Raw genomic sequence first — 15,591 nt, 5'->3', positions numbered from 1 at the left:
ACGCTGACGTCCGTCGCCTGGCGGGACGCCGCTGCTGAGAAACAGTCCTTGCGGCTCCATCCGTACCATACTGATGGCACGGGACGATAGAACTGGACAATCCCACCTGTCACCACTTCCGGCAAGAGGCGATGACTTCATGGTACACTGAAAAGGAGATATGTGCTGATCGCGCATAGGAGGAGTCAGTGAAACAATACACGAAACCATCAGACGACGAACTGCGACGGCGGTTGACGCCGGAGCAGTACGAAGTCACGCAACACGAAGGCACCGAACCGCCGTTCCAGAACGCTTACTGGAATAACAAGGCGCATGGCATTTATGTGGATGTCGTATCGGGTGAGCCATTGTTCAGTTCGCTCGATAAGTACGATTCGGGCACCGGTTGGCCCAGTTTCACAAAGCCCCTCGAGCCGGGCAATATCGTCACCCGCGAAGATCGGAAACTCTGGATGGTGCGCACCGAAGTGCGCTCGAAACACGGCGACTCGCACCTTGGGCACGTGTTCGATGATGGTCCGGCGCCAACCGGTCTGCGCTATTGCATGAACTCCGCCGCATTGCGATTTATTCCGGTCGAAAAACTGGAAGAAGAAGGGTATGGGGAGTATCTGCCGCTCTTCGAGGGGGTCAGCAACAAAAGCAGCACATAGTCACGTCCACAGGCGTCCCTGTTCAGCGCCGTTATCAACACTGCGCTCGACATAGGGAACGCCGAGATGCTCATAAGCGCGTCGCGTGGCAATCCGTCCGCGCGGCGTGCGCTGCAAAAACCCGAGTTGCAGCAGAAACGGCTCGTACACGTCCTCAATGGCATCGACTTCTTCGGCAAGCGATGCAGCCAGTGTCGAAAGCCCGACCGGTCCCCCGCCGAACAGGTCGATGATAGCGCGCAGCAACCGTCGGTCGTTTTCATCGAGTCCCAGGTGATCGACTTCCAGTTTCGCCAGCGCATCGCGCGCCACGTCGAGCGTGATGATGCCATCGCCGATGACCTGGGCATAATCGCGCACGCGGCGCAGCAGCCGATTGACGATGCGCGGCGTGCCGCGCGCCCGCGCTGCTATTTCGCGCGCTCCTTCTGGCGTGCATACCACCCCCAAAATACGCGCCGAACGCATCACGATCTCGTAGAGCGCATCGACCGAGTAGAATTCGAGTCGGTGTACCGACCCAAAGCGGTCGCGCAGCGGCGACGTAAGCAACGCCAGGCGCGTAGTCGCGCCGACCACCGTGAAGCGCGGCAGTTTCAGGCGCAGGCTGCGCGCTCCTGGTCCCTTCCCGACCATAATATCGAGCGCGAAATCTTCCATCGCCGGGTAGAGCACTTCTTCGATAGCTCGATTCAGGCGATGGATCTCGTCGATGAACAGAATATCGTCTTTCTGGAGATTGGTCAGCAGTGCAGCAAGGTCGCCGGCGCGCTCGATGGCGGGACCCGACGTCAGTTTGATATTGACCTCCATTTCGTTGGCGAGCACGCCTGCCAGACTCGTCTTCCCCAACCCGGGCGGACCATAGAGCAACGTATGATCGAGCGGTTCGCCACGCCCTTTGGCGGCGGCAATCGCAATGCGCAACTGCTCAACGACCTTCTCCTGTCCGATGAACTCGGCAAGACGGCGTGGGCGCAGACTTTTCTCGATCTGTTGGTCTTCTTCGCCTGCCCTGGGGGTGACGACTCGTTCGTCGCTCATCGGGGCCTCCGCACACGTGTGCGGTCATTATACCACATTGCTTTTTGCCGGTGGTGCGTGTGCTATAATACCCCGCGCCTGTCTTTCATCTGTACTGAATCGGGAGGACGACGATGCCAACCCTCCGCGTGCGCAATCTCGCGCCCGACCTGATCCTGTTCAATGGCGCTATCAGGACGTTTGACCGCGAATTACCCCGGTGCTCCGCCATCGCCTGCAAGGATGGTCGGGTCGTTGCGATCGGCGATGATGCCGACGTGCGTAATCTTGCCGGTTCGCACACGGAACAGATCGATCTGGGCGGGCGCACGGTGGTTCCCGGCTTCAACGACGCACATAACCACATGCTCGAACTGGGGATCAAGTTTTCTCGCCTGCAACTCGAACAGTGCACCTCGATTGCCGACATGGTCGCCATGGTGCGCGAGGCGGCGACGCATACGCCACGCGGCGAATGGATCATTGGCGAAGGGTGGAATGAGTCGCTCTTTGCCGAGGGTCGTTTGCCCAACCGTCTCGATCTTGATGCCGCGACGACCGATCATCCGGTGCTGTTGAAACGTTTCTTCAACATGGATGTTGTGAACAGCCGGGCGCTCGAACTGGCCGGCGTGTACGCCTCAACGCCTGACCCGCAGGGAGGCAGGATCGAGCGGTTTGCGGACGGTTCGCCGAGCGGTGTTCTGCGCGCCTCCGCCAAACTCTTCTGTCGCCGCCTGATCGCCGACCCGACCCCCGAACAGGCAGTGGATGCGCTCGAAGCCGCCGGCCGCGCATATCTGGCGGTTGGCGTCACCAGCATTCTCGATCCGGGGTTGTGTCCCTGGGAGATGCGAGCCTACCTGGATGCCCGGCGCGCGGGCCGGTTGCCGGTGCGTGTCAATCTGATGCCCTCGTGGCACGGCTTCCGTGAAGACGAAACCGTCGAACAACTCAATGCGCGCGCTGCTGAATTGGGCGTGTACAGCGGATTAGGCGATCACTGGCTGAGCCTTGGCGGGCTGAAAATGGCTATCGACGGCGGTACGACCAGTCGCACGGCATGGATGTTCCAACCGTTCGTTGGTGAAGACCGGGTGTACGACTACAACCGCCTCGACCCGGAAGACCTGCGCGAGTTCTTTGCCCGTGGGCACGCACTGGGATGGGACATCGGCATTCACGCGATTGGCGACCGGGCGCATCACGAAGCAGCGCGCGCATTTGCTGAGGTGATCGAAGCCTCGCCGCGCAAGGATCATCGCCACAATCTGATCCATGCCTACTTCGCCACTGAAGAAAGCCTTCAGCATATGGCAAAACATCAGATTGCCGCCGTGATTCAGCCAACCTTCATCTACTACGAAGGCGACGATCTTTTCCGCGATGTTGGCGAGCGGCTGGCGCACCAGTATAAGCCAGCGCGCACCTACCTGGATCGCGGCATTCCGCTGATCGCAACGAGTGATATTCCCAGCACCGTGCATTACAACCCTATGATCAGTCTCTACAGCCTGGTGACGCGCAAAACCTGGAAGGGAACGCCAATTGCGCCGCAGGAGGCAATCACCCGCGACGAGGCGCTGTATGCATGCACCGCCGCCGGCGCCTGGCTCACCCGCGAAGAGCAGGTCAAAGGGCGCCTGTCGCCTGGCTTCCTGGCGGATATGGCAGTGCTCGACCGTGATTATTTCACCTGTCCGGTGGAGGAAATCAAAGACATTCAGGTTGAGATGACGGTCATCGATGGACGTGTGGCATACCAGCGCGTCTGATTGCGTCGGGAGACGACAGTGTTGCGATCATCTTCGTCTTCCGAGTTGCTGACTACGCGCCCGGCGTCGCTCGATGATCGGCAAACTGTGCTGCGCCTGATCGATGACGCTGACCGCTGGTTTACGACGGTCAGCCTCGGTGAGGCGGTCGGATTGCTCGCCGGTGCGCCTGTGCTGCTCCTCTTCGCCGGCAGCAAACCGTGCGGCGTGATACTGGCTGATTGGGTCAACGATGGCGTGACGTGGGTCCGGGCGCTGGCGTTGAGCGGTCGACTCGCAACCGCGCGCGCGCTCGATACATTGCTTCCGTCGTTCCATGCCATGCTGCACGCCAGCGGCGTTGCACGCGTGTATGTCGCCTGCCACGAACCTGCCGACGCATGGCTGACCCTGGCGCTGCGTCGTGCCGGGTATGTTCACGATACCGATGTGATCGTCTACGAAAAGAAGCGCATGAGCGTTCCGACGTATGGCAACCCGGCAGTGCGAGTGCGCGCGGCAACCGTGGGCGACATCCCGGCAATCCTGGCGGTGGATGCGCAGTGTTTCAGCGCCGAGTGGCGCAAGGACAACGTTCAGATCGGGCTGGCGCTGCGCGAAACGCCTCGCTTCCTGGTCGTCGAGGATGACGCTGTTGTTGTCGGATACGCATTCGTGACAGCGCACTATGACGGGCGGTTGGTGCACCTGGTGCGTATCGCAGTGCTGCCGGATCGCCGGCGACAGGGCATCGGCGCACGGTTACTGTACGAGGTTGTCGCCTATGCCACCGCGATTGGCGCCGAGGCGATGACGCTGAACACGCAGGCATATAACCACAGCGCCCGCCGTCTCTATGAGTGGTTTGGCTTCCGGCGCACCGGCGATCGACAGACTATTCTGCGTTACGATCTTTGAACCGCGCACACGCCTCGACGAAGCGGCGGAACAGCGTTTGCCAGCGTGGATCGGCTCCGCTTTGCAGAGCTTCGGGATGGCACTGCACGCCGATCAGGAAGTGACCATTTGCGCTCTCAATCGCTTCAATCACGCCATCCGGCGCCCAACCGACGGCCATCAGTCCGGGAGCGACGGTTTTGATCGACTGATGGTGCAGTGAGTTGATCGGCAGTTCATCGCTGCCGAGAATCTGGCGCAAACGCGAGTCGGGCGACAAGCGCAACATATGCGCCAGATGCGTCCAATCCTGGCGCGCGTAAGAGTCGGAATGATTGAGTGACGTCTCAATCTGCGAAGGAATATCCTGGTAGAGCGTTCCGCCGAGCGCCACGTTGACCATCTGCGCGCCGCGACAGATGCCGAGCACCGGTTTCCCATCGGCGACTGCCCAGCGCACCAGCGGAAGTTCCGTGCGGTCGCGCAGCGCATCGACGACGCCGAGCGTCGGCAGTGGCGCCTCACCGTAATGACGCGGCTCGATGTCGCCGCCGCCGGCCAGCAACACTCCGTCGATTCGGTCGTACAGTATGCGCAGCGCCGCCTCATCATCAATGGACGGGATCAGGAACGGCGCGCCGCCAGCCGCCACAACTGCATCGATATATGTCTTCCGGTGCCCGATTGATGGCGGGCACCAGTCGTGGTCGTAGAAGGTTCCGCACGTAATGCCGATACACACCCGATTCATACGACTCCCTTGATAATCCGGCATAAAAAATGTGGACGGCATTATACCATGAACGAAATCGGGAAGGAGCATCTATGTCGCCGCACCCATGGCGCACCCGCGCAAGCCGCGAAATCTACCGCAACAAATGGTTGCGCCTGCGCGAAGACATCGCCGAGTTGCCCGATGGTCGCACGACGATCTATGGCGTAGTGACGCCTGGCGTTGGTCAGTGCGTCGGCGTCCTGCCATTTTTGAACGATGGACGGGTGGTGATGATCCGGCAGTACCGCTACATTTATGGGGAAGGACATCGCTGGGAAATGCCGACCGGCGGGATGCACGCCGGTGAAACGCCGGAAGAAGCCGCGCAGCGCGAACTTCAGGAAGAGATCGGCTATCGCGCCGGACGGTTCGAATGGATCAGCAGTTACTACACCTCCAAGAGCGTGGTGGAAGAGACGGCGCATCTCTTTCTGGGATTCGATCTGATGCCATCGAGCCTGCCGCAGGATGATACGGAGTTTCTGGAAATCGAAGCCATGCCATTCGCGCATGTACTGGACATGGTGCTGCGCAGCGACATCCGCGATAGCATGACCGTGACGGCAGTGCTGCTCGCAGCGCGGCGGTTGGGACTCTAGTTTTCAAGCGAACACCCTTATGGGCAGGCAGATGTCGTCTCTGCGCATCCATAAGGGTGTGTGTCGCACACATCCTCCCATCCCTCACGTCACGACGTTTAAGGGTAAGGGCAAACATCCGCGCGAACACCGGCACGCTCACCGTGGGACGGACTCGATCACGGTGCCGGTCGCCCCGCTCTCGCGCGCGGGAGCGGGGCGGGGGGTGAGGGTACAACGGCGCATCCCAACGCCATGCATGCCCGCTTTGCTCATGCGTGCGGTCCGCCTTTGAGCGTCACGACGTCAGGGTCAGGCAAGCAGTTGCTGCAACATTGCACTGTGCTATCCACCGCCTGCGTCGGGCATACGCGGAGACGCTGCCGCAGCGGTGGGAGTGAGGACATACTGCCCGGAAGGAATTATACCAATGACCTGTGACCATCCGGCATGGTCACCCCGAGCAGCGCGAGGGGTCGTGCGCGACCCGCGCAGATTCCTCGCTACGCTCGGAATGACAAGAATGCGGCATCGTCAATCGTAATTGGTCTTACTCCTTCTTTTCACCGCCGCTGGACATCCAGCTTTCCATCATTTTGCGTTGCGCCTCGATGGCGCTGTTGACCGTCTCGCGCCAGGCGTCAAACGCTTTGCGCGTGCCTTCGTCCCAGTTCTGGGTCATCGCAGCGGCGTCAGCCTTCGCAACCGCGTCTAGCCAGTTGCTCCAGATCTCGCTCTGGACATGCGTCCAGCGCTGGGTAGTTTCGACAATCAGCGACGACATCTCCTCCATCTGCTTGCCCATCAGCGGCATCGCGGTCATGCTTTCCGACCAGAACTTGACGAAGTCGGCCTGGGCGTTGAGCGAGCGCTGCATAATGTCTTTCCACGCCGAGACCGCCTGCTTCCATTCTTCACTGGCGGGCTGCGCGCTCATCGTCGGCATCAGCGAACGCCAGTTTTCCCAAAGTGATTGCTGCGCCTTCGTCCAGGTTTGCAGCAGTTCCTGGGTCTGAGTGAGCCAGTCGTTGTTTGCCATTGGAACGTCTCCTTTTGTATCCACCTGTAGGCTGGTACGCCATGGTATGGTACGGTCTATTCGGATGCACCCTCAGTATACACACGCGAAGATTGCTCACAGTTACGCGATGTTTCTGCAAGGGACGCCGGGTTTACATCGTCAGGCGCGACCTTTTGGGCTGCGGGACGATGCATATCGGCACGTATCGAAGCCATTCCATTCCCCGGCTCAGGAGGTCGATGGCTTCTTCGGTTCCCTTGTTTTGGGCGTCGGACGGTCGTGATCATAGCGCGTTTTGCGTAAAGGCTCATAACGCGCGGGATGGCCGCCGAAGCTGCGTTGCAATGCACTGCCCGGTGATTGCAGAATTCGGAGAAGTGAAACTTTCATCTGAATGGAATCGTCGCACCAACAGCGCGGTGCGATCATCGCAGTAATGGTATACTTAGCCCAAACAGACGGATTGCAACCCTTAGAGGAGCACGGTTATGCCGTTCTGTCCCCAATGTGGCGTCGATAATCCAGCGGGCGCGCGCTATTGTGATCAGTGTGGCGCCATGCTGATACCGGTTCCCGCTCAGGCAGCGCCGCCGCCTGTCGCTCCCTCAGCCGCCATTCCCGCCATCGGTCCCACCGTCTGTCCGCAGTGCGGTCAGGCGGTCATCCCCGGTGAAGCGTTCTGCGACAATTGTGGCGCGCCATTGCGCGCGCCGGCGCGCCCGGTTGCTCCGGTTCCATCCCCGCCGCAAAGTGCCGCGCCGCCGCAGCCAGTGTATCCGCCGCCTGCGCCGGTTACGGCGCCGTCGTCGTATCAGGCGTCTGTCGCGCCGCCGGCTGCACCGCCTCCGGCAACGCCGTCTGCGCCGCCGGTTCCATCGGTCGCACCGCCTTCGGCAATGCCGTCTGCGCCGCCGTCGTATCAGGCGCCGCTGGCTCCCCCTGCTCCGGCGGTTCCGCCGATGACGCCTGCGCCTGTCAGCGGGCGCACCACGCTGGCGTCGTGTGCGCTGGTCGTGATAGGGACCGGCGCTGTCCTGCCGTTGCCTGCCGACTCCCAAGCGCTCGTCGGTCGCAGTGATCCGGTGAGCAAGTTCTATCCTGATGTTGATCTTGGTCCGCACGGCGCGCTCGATCAGGGGGTCGGGCGGCGGCACGCGCGGATTTTTGTTCAGGGCGGGCAGGTGATGATCGAAGATCTCGATAGCGTCAATGGCACCCTGGTGAATGGACAACGAGTGCTCCCACACCAGTCGCGTGCGCTGTCCAACGGTGATCAGATTACACTGGGGCGTATGCTCCTGCGCTTTCAGGCATAACCATGACGCTTGAACAGACGTGTCCCTCATGCAGCGCGACGCTGGGTTCTGATGGGATTTGCCCGGCATGTGGTTCGGTGACGCGCGGCTTTTTTCGCAGTCTCAACCTGGGCGCGCCACAGGTGGCGGCTGCTGTCGCGCAGGGGCTTGACCTCTACCGGTTGCTCGGCGTCGATCAGCACGCCGATGCAATCACGATTGCGCGCCAGTATCGTCGGTTGCGCGCGCTCTTTCCCGATGACCCGTCTGCGCTGGCGGCAGAGCCGAGGCGCAAGTTCGAATTGCTTCAGGTTGCCGGGCGCATCTTGACCGATCCCTCGCTGCGGGCGCTCTATAACGAACTGCGGGTATCGGCTGCCGCCGGCATTCAGCAAGGCGTGGTGCGCTGTGAGTCGTGCGGCGCTCCGCTGCAAGGCAATGAGCCGCGCTGCCGCTACTGTGGTTCGCTGCGTCCGGGAGAACCGGCGCCGCCAGCCACGCCGCCCGACGCCGGACCACCGGTTGCGGAGCCGGTTGATTTTTATGCCCTGCTGGGACTCTCACCCGCGCATCTGATGATCAATCCGGGTGCTCGTCGCTCGGCGCGTCCGGCGCTGGATGCCGCAGAGATGTTGCACGAATCACGACCGCCGACGCCGGAAGAGGTCGATGCCGCTTCCTACGCCTTTCAGCAGCGGACGCTCCTCCATCCTGGTTGGTCTGCCGCAGAACGTGAGGCGCGGGTAGAGAATCTGGAGATTGCCCGGCGCATTCTGCGGAACGAACGACTCCGCAATCGTTACGATGCCTTCTGGCTGGCATTCCGTCAGGGTCGGTTCGACCACGGTCACCTCGAAGGGTTGCGCGCGCTGATCGATGAAGTGCGCGCAGATGAAACGACGCCCTCGACACTTTCAGTGGAAGAGGCGGAAGCGCTGTTTCAACAGGGTCGCGGGTTGCTTACTGCCGGATTGCCGCGCGAAGCGCTCGATCCGTTGCGCCGGGCGCGTGAGGCGCTGCCGCATTCCGCAGAGGCGCACGCATGGTATGCCCGCGCCATCCTTGCGTCTGCCGACCCGCTCGATCTCGGCGGACACGCGCTGCGTCAGGCGCTGGTGGCTCTCGAAACCGCCGCTCGTTCTAGTGCGCCGCTTCCCGATAGTGAGTCGTACCTTGCTCTGTGTCGCGGGTTGCTGGCGCGTGACGCAGGAGATGCGCGCCAGGCGGAAATCGAATTGTTGCGCGCCGCACAACAGAACCCCTCGCTGGCGCACGCCTGGTGCGGATTGGCGGCTCTTGCGCTGGCGCGCGGGGCGAACGGCGATGCTATCGACCACTGCCATCGGGCGCTGGCGATTGACCCGCGCGATGAGCGCGCCTGGTTGATGTTGGCAGGCGCCTGCCTGCGCACTCGACGCCATGCCGAGGCGCGCGCGGCGGCAGAGCGGGTTGCCGCGTTGCGCAGCGATGGTGTGAGCGCCGAGAAGATACTGTCCGAAATCGCAAACTGACAGTTGCGCGAATGTCATCCTGTGATATACTCGATAGCGGCAGAATGCTGCTGCATCCGGTGTGATCTCCGCTCATCGCCGAGCTATGCTGCGCAGTGATGCTCCCTTGCTCACCCGAAACTTTTCAGTCGCAGAGGCGTATAAGAAGCAAAGACGCGCGTGATCAGTGCTCAGTGTGCCGCAGCGCTCGTAGCATCTGTGAAAGCGATGGTTCTGTGTCGTTCACTTTTGCAGCAATGAGGAGGAACCGACAATGATGGTTCAAGGCGTCTCAATCGGCGAAATGCTCAACCAGAGCATTCAGGTGTTGACGAAGCCGAGCGTCGAAACATTCGAGCGCTTCGAGCGGCATGGTGGTCAGCGCGAGGCAACGATCTATATCATGGTGGCGGCGGCGATCAGTGCGGCGGTTTCGCTGGTCTTTGGTCTGTTGGGTGGTATCGTCTCGGCGTTGCTTGCCGGCGTTTTGGGTTTCATCCTTCCGGTTGTGGGTTTCTATCTCTTCGCCTTTCTGGTCTATTTTATCGGAAAGCAGCAGGGTGGAACCGGCACGCAGGACGAAGTCTTCTATACGATGGCGCTGTTCGTCGCGCCAATCCAGGCGGTGGCCGGTGCGGTGAGTGCAGTTCCTATCCTTGGTTGTGTGGCGTTGCCGGCGATAATCCTGCTGGGCATCTACCAGATTTATCTCGGTTACCTGGGTGTGCGCTCGAGCATGAACCTTCAGCAGACTCCGGCGATTATCACGCTGGTGCTGGCGTTCATTGCGCAGTTCATCATTGGCGCTATCATCGGTGCGATTTTTGCGACTATCGGTGTGGCTTTGGGAGCGGCAAGCGGCAGTATCAATTTCGGTCAGTGATGAAACTCGTTCGGCACGGCAGCAAGAAGGGGCGCGTCAGGCGCTCCTTTTTGCGTGTCATGCGTCGCATCCGGGTTTGGGGGCGGGACGTATAAAAGGAGAGGTGAGAGGGTGAGAAGGTTGCAGGTGGAAGGTTTCACGTTGAACGTTGAATGTTGAATGTTGCACGTTATGAGTTGAACAGGGAAGTGAGGTGTAAGATCGGTCGAGAACGGTCTTCATTCGCTTCAATTGACTTGTTTCGTTGATTCATTCACGGACGCATTCATTCACTCCCTATGTCCTGGCATATTTCTGCAAATAATGACGAACCGCTCATTATTCTCGATCGTGTATCGAAGAGCTACGAAGAAGCCGGGCATGAGCGCGTTGTGTTGCACGATGTCAGTGCATCGTTTGCGCGCGGCGAATTCGTGGTGCTCGTCGGCAAGAGCGGTTCGGGCAAGAGTACGTTGTTGAACCTGGTCAGCGGTATCGACACGCCGACATCCGGTGAGATTATCGTTGCCGGGCAGCCATTGACGCGCCTCTCGGAGCGTGATCGCACCCTGTTCCGTCGCCGTTCAGTCGGTTTCATCTTTCAGTTCTACAATCTTGTGCCAACGCTGACGGTGCTTGAGAATCTGCTGCTGCCGCTCGAACTGAATGGCCGGACGACGGCGCGCGACCGCAATGCTGCACTCGATCTGCTGGCGCAGGTGGGACTTGCTGACCGGCGAAATGCCTACCCCGACCGACTTTCCGGCGGTGAGCAGCAGCGGGTGGCAGTGGCGCGCGCACTGGTGCATGAACCTGTACTCGTTCTGGCAGACGAGCCGACCGGTAACCTGGACAGCGATACCAGTCAGCAGGTGCTCGACCTGCTCGATACCCTCACCCGCCGTGCCGGCAAAAACCTCCTTATGGTCACGCACAGCCCGGAAGTCGTCGGTCTAGCGGATCGCCTCTTCCGCATTGTCGAAGGGCGCCTGGTGGAAGAAGACGTGCCGGTCCGGTAATCGTGCGAAGGCGGGCGAGGTTGCAGGTTGTAATACTAACTTGCGGTCAGTCAGACGAGATGTTCGAGCGCCCGGTGCGCAAGGCGTAACGATCCACAACGCGCCCTGGCAGTCGTGCATGCATAACTACGTATTGGCATCAGTCCGCCCGGCGGATGAAGCCGCGGATTACAGTTGCCAAGCCCGCCTGTGCAGGCTGCATCGGGCGAAGCCGGATTCTGTTCTCAAAAACCATGATGGTTCACATGACCGCGTATGAGTATCAGTTCTCAGTTCTCGGTTCTCAGTTTTCGGTTCTCAGTTCTCGGTTCTCGGTTCTCGGTTCTCGTCCCCCCTTACTCGCCGACTATTCGCAACGGCAGCGGCGCCGGTCGTGGGTCGCTGATGGCGCCGTTGCGGATGAAGAAGGTTGCAACGGGAACTCCAGCAGCGCCGGTGCGTGTGGACGATTTGACATAAGCAACATAGCGGCCATCTTCTGCCTTTCCACGATGGATGACCCAGGGTTCATTTGGGGATAAGAGATCGACGCTGAAGACCAGAGGATCGCCATTCGGTGGAACAGGCAACACGCCTTCGAGCAGATGGATTGGTCGGTCGTCTCGCGCAGCGGCGCCGTGCACATCAATGACCAGCGCGCCCGCGCCGCCGATGTGAGCAATGACCGTCAACTGTGAGCCGTCGAAGCGACTGTCGGCGCTCAACGCCAGCGTGCCTTCCGGCGGCGGCGCGGGCGCGCGCGGTGCGGAGAGAACGCGAATGCGTTGAATGACTGTGGCTTCTGCCGGTCCATTGATCTGTGTTGGCTGGTTGAGCGTTACCGGCGCTGCAATCGTCACTGCGCCAGACGCAATCGCGTAGATCGTGTCGCCGATGACGAGCGTTTGCTCTGAGAGACTGGCGATGTCCAGTTCAATGTGCGCTTCGGTTAAGGGTGCATCCAGCGGGATGACTATGTTGGCGATGCGTATGCGTCGTTCTTCGAGCATGACGGTGAGTGTCGAAGGGTATGCCGGGTGGAACTGCCCGACGACCGGTTGCGCCAGATCGAGCGCTGCGATCAGGTGTGGATCGCGGGCGTACAATGCCAGACCATTCGAGCGCCAGCGTAACCCATCGGCGCTGAACCCCACAACAACCGGGTCCTCGTCGGCGGCCAGCAACCCATAATCACACACCTGACCGGCGTGCAGCGGTTGTAGCTCAGGATAGTAGCGCGTGCGCCCGGCGCCGTAGAGATTCGCCCCTCCCGCTTTCCAGCGCCGGATCAGTCCGAGCGCCAGCACCCCCGGAACGCGCTCGTCCGCCGATACAAACACCGAAGCGCCTGTCATCACCGGTGATGGCATCTCTGCTTCTGGCGAAATAGTGTAGACCAGTGCATCCCCAATCTCAGCGCGCCGACGCAGGAGCGGAGTCGCGTCAGCCCACGCCAGCAGTCGTGCCAGTTGCTCGGCATCGTACTCGTTGCGGTGGATGACCAGCGTATCAATGCCGGCCAGCGCCAGATAACGCAGGGTGTCATCGTCGGGCAGGCGCTGCACCCGGCGTAACAGATCGGTTGTCCCGAATGGAATGATTCCGCTGTACCCGGTCGCAAGCGGTTTCCAGTGCTGCATCTGATACAATTGGCGGAAGGTGATGCGTTCAAGTTCGGCGCCACGTGGCGTTGAACCGACCGGCAACTCCAGAATGGCATGAATATCCGGTTGTGTTCCGAGCCAGGCGTAGATTGGCGGCGGAGAAGGCGGAGTTGCCAGCGGCACAGGAATGGCTGCGTGTTCGAGTAATGCCCCGCTTCCAATAACGAGCAGTGCCGCAGGCGCCACCCATCTGCGCTGCTGAACGAGTACGAACCAGCGCCCTAGCCGGACAAGGGCAATGCCGGCGAGCAGCGCCAGCGCCAGGTGTGTCAGCATTGCCCAGCGCGCCGGGACGCGCAGCGCGCCAAAGCCGGGAATGCGTTCATAGAGCAACGGATATGGCAGCGGAATCGGCAGTGGATCGCTGCCGCGCTCCAGGCGAATGCCCGTTCCAAGTGAGAGTACAAATGCGATAATTGCGAGCAGAACGAGAAAGATGACGTCTCGTTCTGGTGGAATACCATCCGGCGCGGCGCTGCGGTCACCACGGCGTCTCCAGACCGCACCAGTCGCTCCCACTGTCGCCAGTCCAATCGTTGTGAAGCCGGGAAAGAGCGCAAATTCGCCGCCGCTGGCGGTAAACCATCCGCCGCGACTGCCGTACAGCCAGTTTGTCGGCGGAACTGCCAGATACGCCTGGAGCGGCGCTGACCAGTTATCGAGTTCGCGCAGAGAGCGCACCACTCCGAGATACTCGTAAACGCGCACATATGGAAGAGTGAGCGGTATGATAATCAGCGCCGCCACTCCTCCGCCAAGCGCCAGACCTCCAATCCTCCGCCAGAGATCGGCGCGCGCTGGTGAACGAAGCGCTTCCGGCAACCAGATCGCCACGTACAACCCAAGCGCCAGCGCTGTAAAGGAGGCATAGTAAAGCGCCGTCACGCATTGAATGCCTGCGAATAATCCGAAGAGCGCCGCATCGCGCCAGCGCCCGCCGTTGCCATCGGGAGTGCGCAACAGTCGCCGAAGAAACAGCAGTGCCAGTGGCAGCCACGCGGTCTGCAACAGTTGCAGATGAACAAAGTGGGTCATCCGATAGGTGCCGAACGCAAATACGGCGCCGGCTGCAAACGCGCCGGTTGCACGTATCCATTTGTTGGGTGCGTTGGCGAACATCTCGCGCGCCAGCAGATAGACAGCCCATCCGGTCAGCGCATAACTCGTCAGCGTCAGCAGGTTGTACGCCAGCACCGGACCGCCAGCGATAATGAGTGGCAGGGCGACGAGCGACAGCAGCAGGTGATGATCACTGTACGCCAGCGTATCCGGGTATGGAAAAAAGATCGGCGCATGCCAGACCGTCAGCGGATTGGTGGTTATCGCATGCGTATTCCAGGCGAGCACCCAGGTTTGCAGCATGGGATCGAGACCGCTGCCGAGCGCCGTTGTCCCATGGGCTGCCAGGGGCCAGGTGAACACAACCGCAAGCAGCAGATATGCCAACGGTGGGAGCAGAGCAACGATGGAACGATACCTCCACATCGCCTCATGTGTGCGCGCGCATGCGGGTTGTTGAAGAGAACCCGGATGCGCGCGGATCGGGACGGATTCATACAGATACGGTCTGTGCCAGGTGTTCCATGCGTTCGACAAAGAGATTGAGAAAACGTTGCGTATCGAAGTCAACGACTGCGCGCACGTTTGGCGCCGGGCGGAATGCGTGTCGCCACTGCGGTGGCCATCGGGCGGTGTCGTAGCCGGTCAGGTCGTGCGCATCCGGCTCACGGGTCGCCGGTCCGATGTAACTGATGACGCTCTTGCCGGCGGTCAGTTCGCTCGTATACTCGACTGCCACATGCATTGGTTCGGTGCGCGCCAGATCGGGCAGAAACGCCAGTGCCAGCGCCGCCGGATCGTTGATTGAGCACCCCGCAAATCCGAAGGCTGCCAGATGAAACTCGATGTAGAAACGAGTGGCATCGGCAATGAAGCGGGTGATTGGCGACGAGATGCGGTTCAGGCGATCAACATCCGCCTGCGTGAGAATAATGTGCTGCGTAATGTCCCACGGCAGCAGCGTAATCGGCATACCGCTTTCAAGAACGATATGTGCGGCGTGCGGATCAACATAAAAATTGAACTCCGCCAGGGAGGTGGTATTGCCATCGGCGCGCAGCGCGCCTCCCATAATAATGACCTCACGCACGGCATTAATGATGCGTGGCTCTTTGCGCACCGCAATAGCAACATTCGTGAGCGGCGCGACGGCCACGAGCGTCACCTCGCCAGGATGCTCCAGGATTTCACGAATGATCAGGTCCACACCGTTCTCTCTGTGGAGCGGGGCGGGCGACTCCGGCGGGCGGGCAAAACCGACGCCGCTTTCGCCGTGGGTTTCGGGCGCGGTGTAGAGCGGTCGGATGAGCGGCAATGACACGCCGCCGCACACCGGAATATCGGAACGACCGGCGAGCGCCAGCACATTGCGCGCATTGCGCACGCCGTCGGCGAGCGGACAGTTGCCGCTCGTCACGGTAACGCCTGCAAGCTCGACTTCGGGGGAGGCGACTGCCAGCAGAATGGCCAGCGAATCATCGATGCCGGGGTCTGTGTCGAGAATGACGCGCGTGGTCAT

General features: G+C 60.8%; 13 protein-coding genes. 8 read left to right on the top strand and 5 right to left on the bottom strand.

Translation table 11 applies throughout. The features are described from left to right. Window positions 1-188: 188 nt before the first annotated feature. The gene (gene msrB / locus RCAS_RS15745) at window positions 189-656 is read left to right on the top strand and encodes a peptide-methionine (R)-S-oxide reductase MsrB (protein ID WP_012121532.1); all 468 of its coding nucleotides are present in this window, start codon (window positions 189-191) and stop codon (window positions 654-656) included. Here the strand turns inward: msrB and ruvB are convergent, their stop codons facing one another. Beyond that, a complete protein-coding gene (gene ruvB, locus RCAS_RS15740) occupies window positions 657-1,700 on the bottom strand; it encodes a Holliday junction branch migration DNA helicase RuvB (RefSeq protein WP_012121531.1) in 1,044 nt (347 codons plus the stop codon). It abuts the gene before it with no gap. A gap of 113 nt (window positions 1,701-1,813) precedes the next feature. On the opposite strand from ruvB, the gene RCAS_RS15735 reads away from it, so the two are divergent. Next, complete coding sequence (locus RCAS_RS15735) at window positions 1,814-3,454, top strand: amidohydrolase (protein ID WP_012121530.1); 1,641 nt, start codon at window positions 1,814-1,816, stop codon at window positions 3,452-3,454. Window positions 3,455-3,472: 18 nt separating this feature from the next. Then, window positions 3,473-4,351, top strand: a complete 879-nt coding sequence (locus tag RCAS_RS15730; protein WP_012121529.1) for a GNAT family N-acetyltransferase — start codon at window positions 3,473-3,475, stop codon at window positions 4,349-4,351. Here the strand turns inward: RCAS_RS15730 and RCAS_RS15725 are convergent. Next, the gene (locus RCAS_RS15725) at window positions 4,329-5,081 is read right to left on the bottom strand and encodes a gamma-glutamyl-gamma-aminobutyrate hydrolase family protein (protein WP_012121528.1); all 753 of its coding nucleotides are present in this window, start codon (window positions 5,079-5,081) and stop codon (window positions 4,329-4,331) included. The genes RCAS_RS15730 and RCAS_RS15725 overlap by 23 nt on opposite strands. 74 nt (window positions 5,082-5,155) lie before the next feature. Between RCAS_RS15725 and RCAS_RS15720 the strand changes: the two genes are divergently transcribed. Next, entirely contained in the window at window positions 5,156-5,704 is a 549-nt protein-coding gene (locus tag RCAS_RS15720; protein ID WP_012121527.1) for an NUDIX domain-containing protein, read from the top strand. A 529-nt stretch (window positions 5,705-6,233) separates the two neighbouring features. Here the strand turns inward: RCAS_RS15720 and RCAS_RS15715 are convergent. After that, complete coding sequence (locus RCAS_RS15715; protein ID WP_012121526.1) at window positions 6,234-6,722, bottom strand: hypothetical protein; 489 nt, start codon at window positions 6,720-6,722, stop codon at window positions 6,234-6,236. Between the two features lie 470 nt (window positions 6,723-7,192). Between RCAS_RS15715 and RCAS_RS26260 the strand changes: the two genes are divergently transcribed. From RCAS_RS26260 to RCAS_RS15695, 4 genes are all read left to right on the top strand, one after another. Further along, the gene (locus tag RCAS_RS26260) at window positions 7,193-8,020 is read left to right on the top strand and encodes an FHA domain-containing protein (protein WP_012121525.1); all 828 of its coding nucleotides are present in this window, start codon (window positions 7,193-7,195) and stop codon (window positions 8,018-8,020) included. Between the two features lie 2 nt (window positions 8,021-8,022). Continuing rightward, complete coding sequence (locus RCAS_RS15705) at window positions 8,023-9,510, top strand: DnaJ domain-containing protein (protein WP_012121524.1); 1,488 nt, start codon at window positions 8,023-8,025, stop codon at window positions 9,508-9,510. Between the two features lie 253 nt (window positions 9,511-9,763). After that, window positions 9,764-10,372 (top strand): Yip1 family protein, encoded by a 609-nt coding sequence (locus RCAS_RS15700; protein WP_012121523.1) that lies wholly within the window; start codon window positions 9,764-9,766, stop codon window positions 10,370-10,372. A gap of 278 nt (window positions 10,373-10,650) precedes the next feature. Beyond that, window positions 10,651-11,370, top strand: a complete 720-nt coding sequence (locus RCAS_RS15695; RefSeq protein WP_012121522.1) for an ABC transporter ATP-binding protein — start codon at window positions 10,651-10,653, stop codon at window positions 11,368-11,370. Window positions 11,371-11,705: 335 nt separating this feature from the next. Here the strand turns inward: RCAS_RS15695 and RCAS_RS15690 are convergent, their stop codons facing one another. Both RCAS_RS15690 and RCAS_RS15685 read right to left on the bottom strand, forming a co-directional pair. Then, a complete protein-coding gene (locus tag RCAS_RS15690; RefSeq protein WP_012121521.1) occupies window positions 11,706-14,498 on the bottom strand; it encodes a hypothetical protein in 2,793 nt (930 codons plus the stop codon). 67 nt (window positions 14,499-14,565) lie between these two features. Then, a complete protein-coding gene (locus RCAS_RS15685) occupies window positions 14,566-15,591 on the bottom strand; it encodes a nucleoside hydrolase (RefSeq protein ID WP_012121520.1) in 1,026 nt (341 codons plus the stop codon).

Origin of the sequence: Roseiflexus castenholzii DSM 13941 (genome assembly GCF_000017805.1) — a bacterium.
In the GTDB taxonomy this organism is placed as follows: Bacteria; Chloroflexota; Chloroflexia; order Chloroflexales; family Roseiflexaceae; genus Roseiflexus; species Roseiflexus castenholzii.
Note: the sequence above shows the minus strand (reverse complement) of the source record. Positions and strands in the feature narration are given on the sequence as shown.

Bases quoted from the DNA above. Each gene is read 5' to 3' on its own strand.
- RCAS_RS15695 (WP_012121522.1), top strand. From the start codon at position 10,651: ATGTCCTGGCATATTTCTGCAAATAATGACGAACCGCTCATTATTCTC.
- RCAS_RS15700 (WP_012121523.1), top strand. From the start codon at position 9,764: ATGATGGTTCAAGGCGTCTCAATCGGCGAAATGCTCAACCAGAGCATT.
- RCAS_RS26260 (WP_012121525.1), top strand. From the start codon at position 7,193: ATGCCGTTCTGTCCCCAATGTGGCGTCGATAATCCAGCGGGCGCGCGC.
- RCAS_RS15705 (WP_012121524.1), top strand. From the start codon at position 8,023: ATGACGCTTGAACAGACGTGTCCCTCATGCAGCGCGACGCTGGGTTCT.
- RCAS_RS15685 (WP_012121520.1), bottom strand. From the start codon at position 15,591: ATGACCACGCGCGTCATTCTCGACACAGACCCCGGCATCGATGATTCG.
- RCAS_RS15735 (WP_012121530.1), top strand. From the start codon at position 1,814: ATGCCAACCCTCCGCGTGCGCAATCTCGCGCCCGACCTGATCCTGTTC.
- RCAS_RS15725 (WP_012121528.1), bottom strand. From the start codon at position 5,081: ATGAATCGGGTGTGTATCGGCATTACGTGCGGAACCTTCTACGACCAC.
- RCAS_RS15690 (WP_012121521.1), bottom strand. From the start codon at position 14,498: ATGTGGAGGTATCGTTCCATCGTTGCTCTGCTCCCACCGTTGGCATAT.
- RCAS_RS15715 (WP_012121526.1), bottom strand. From the start codon at position 6,722: ATGGCAAACAACGACTGGCTCACTCAGACCCAGGAACTGCTGCAAACC.
- RCAS_RS15720 (WP_012121527.1), top strand. From the start codon at position 5,156: ATGTCGCCGCACCCATGGCGCACCCGCGCAAGCCGCGAAATCTACCGC.
- ruvB (WP_012121531.1), bottom strand. From the start codon at position 1,700: ATGAGCGACGAACGAGTCGTCACCCCCAGGGCAGGCGAAGAAGACCAA.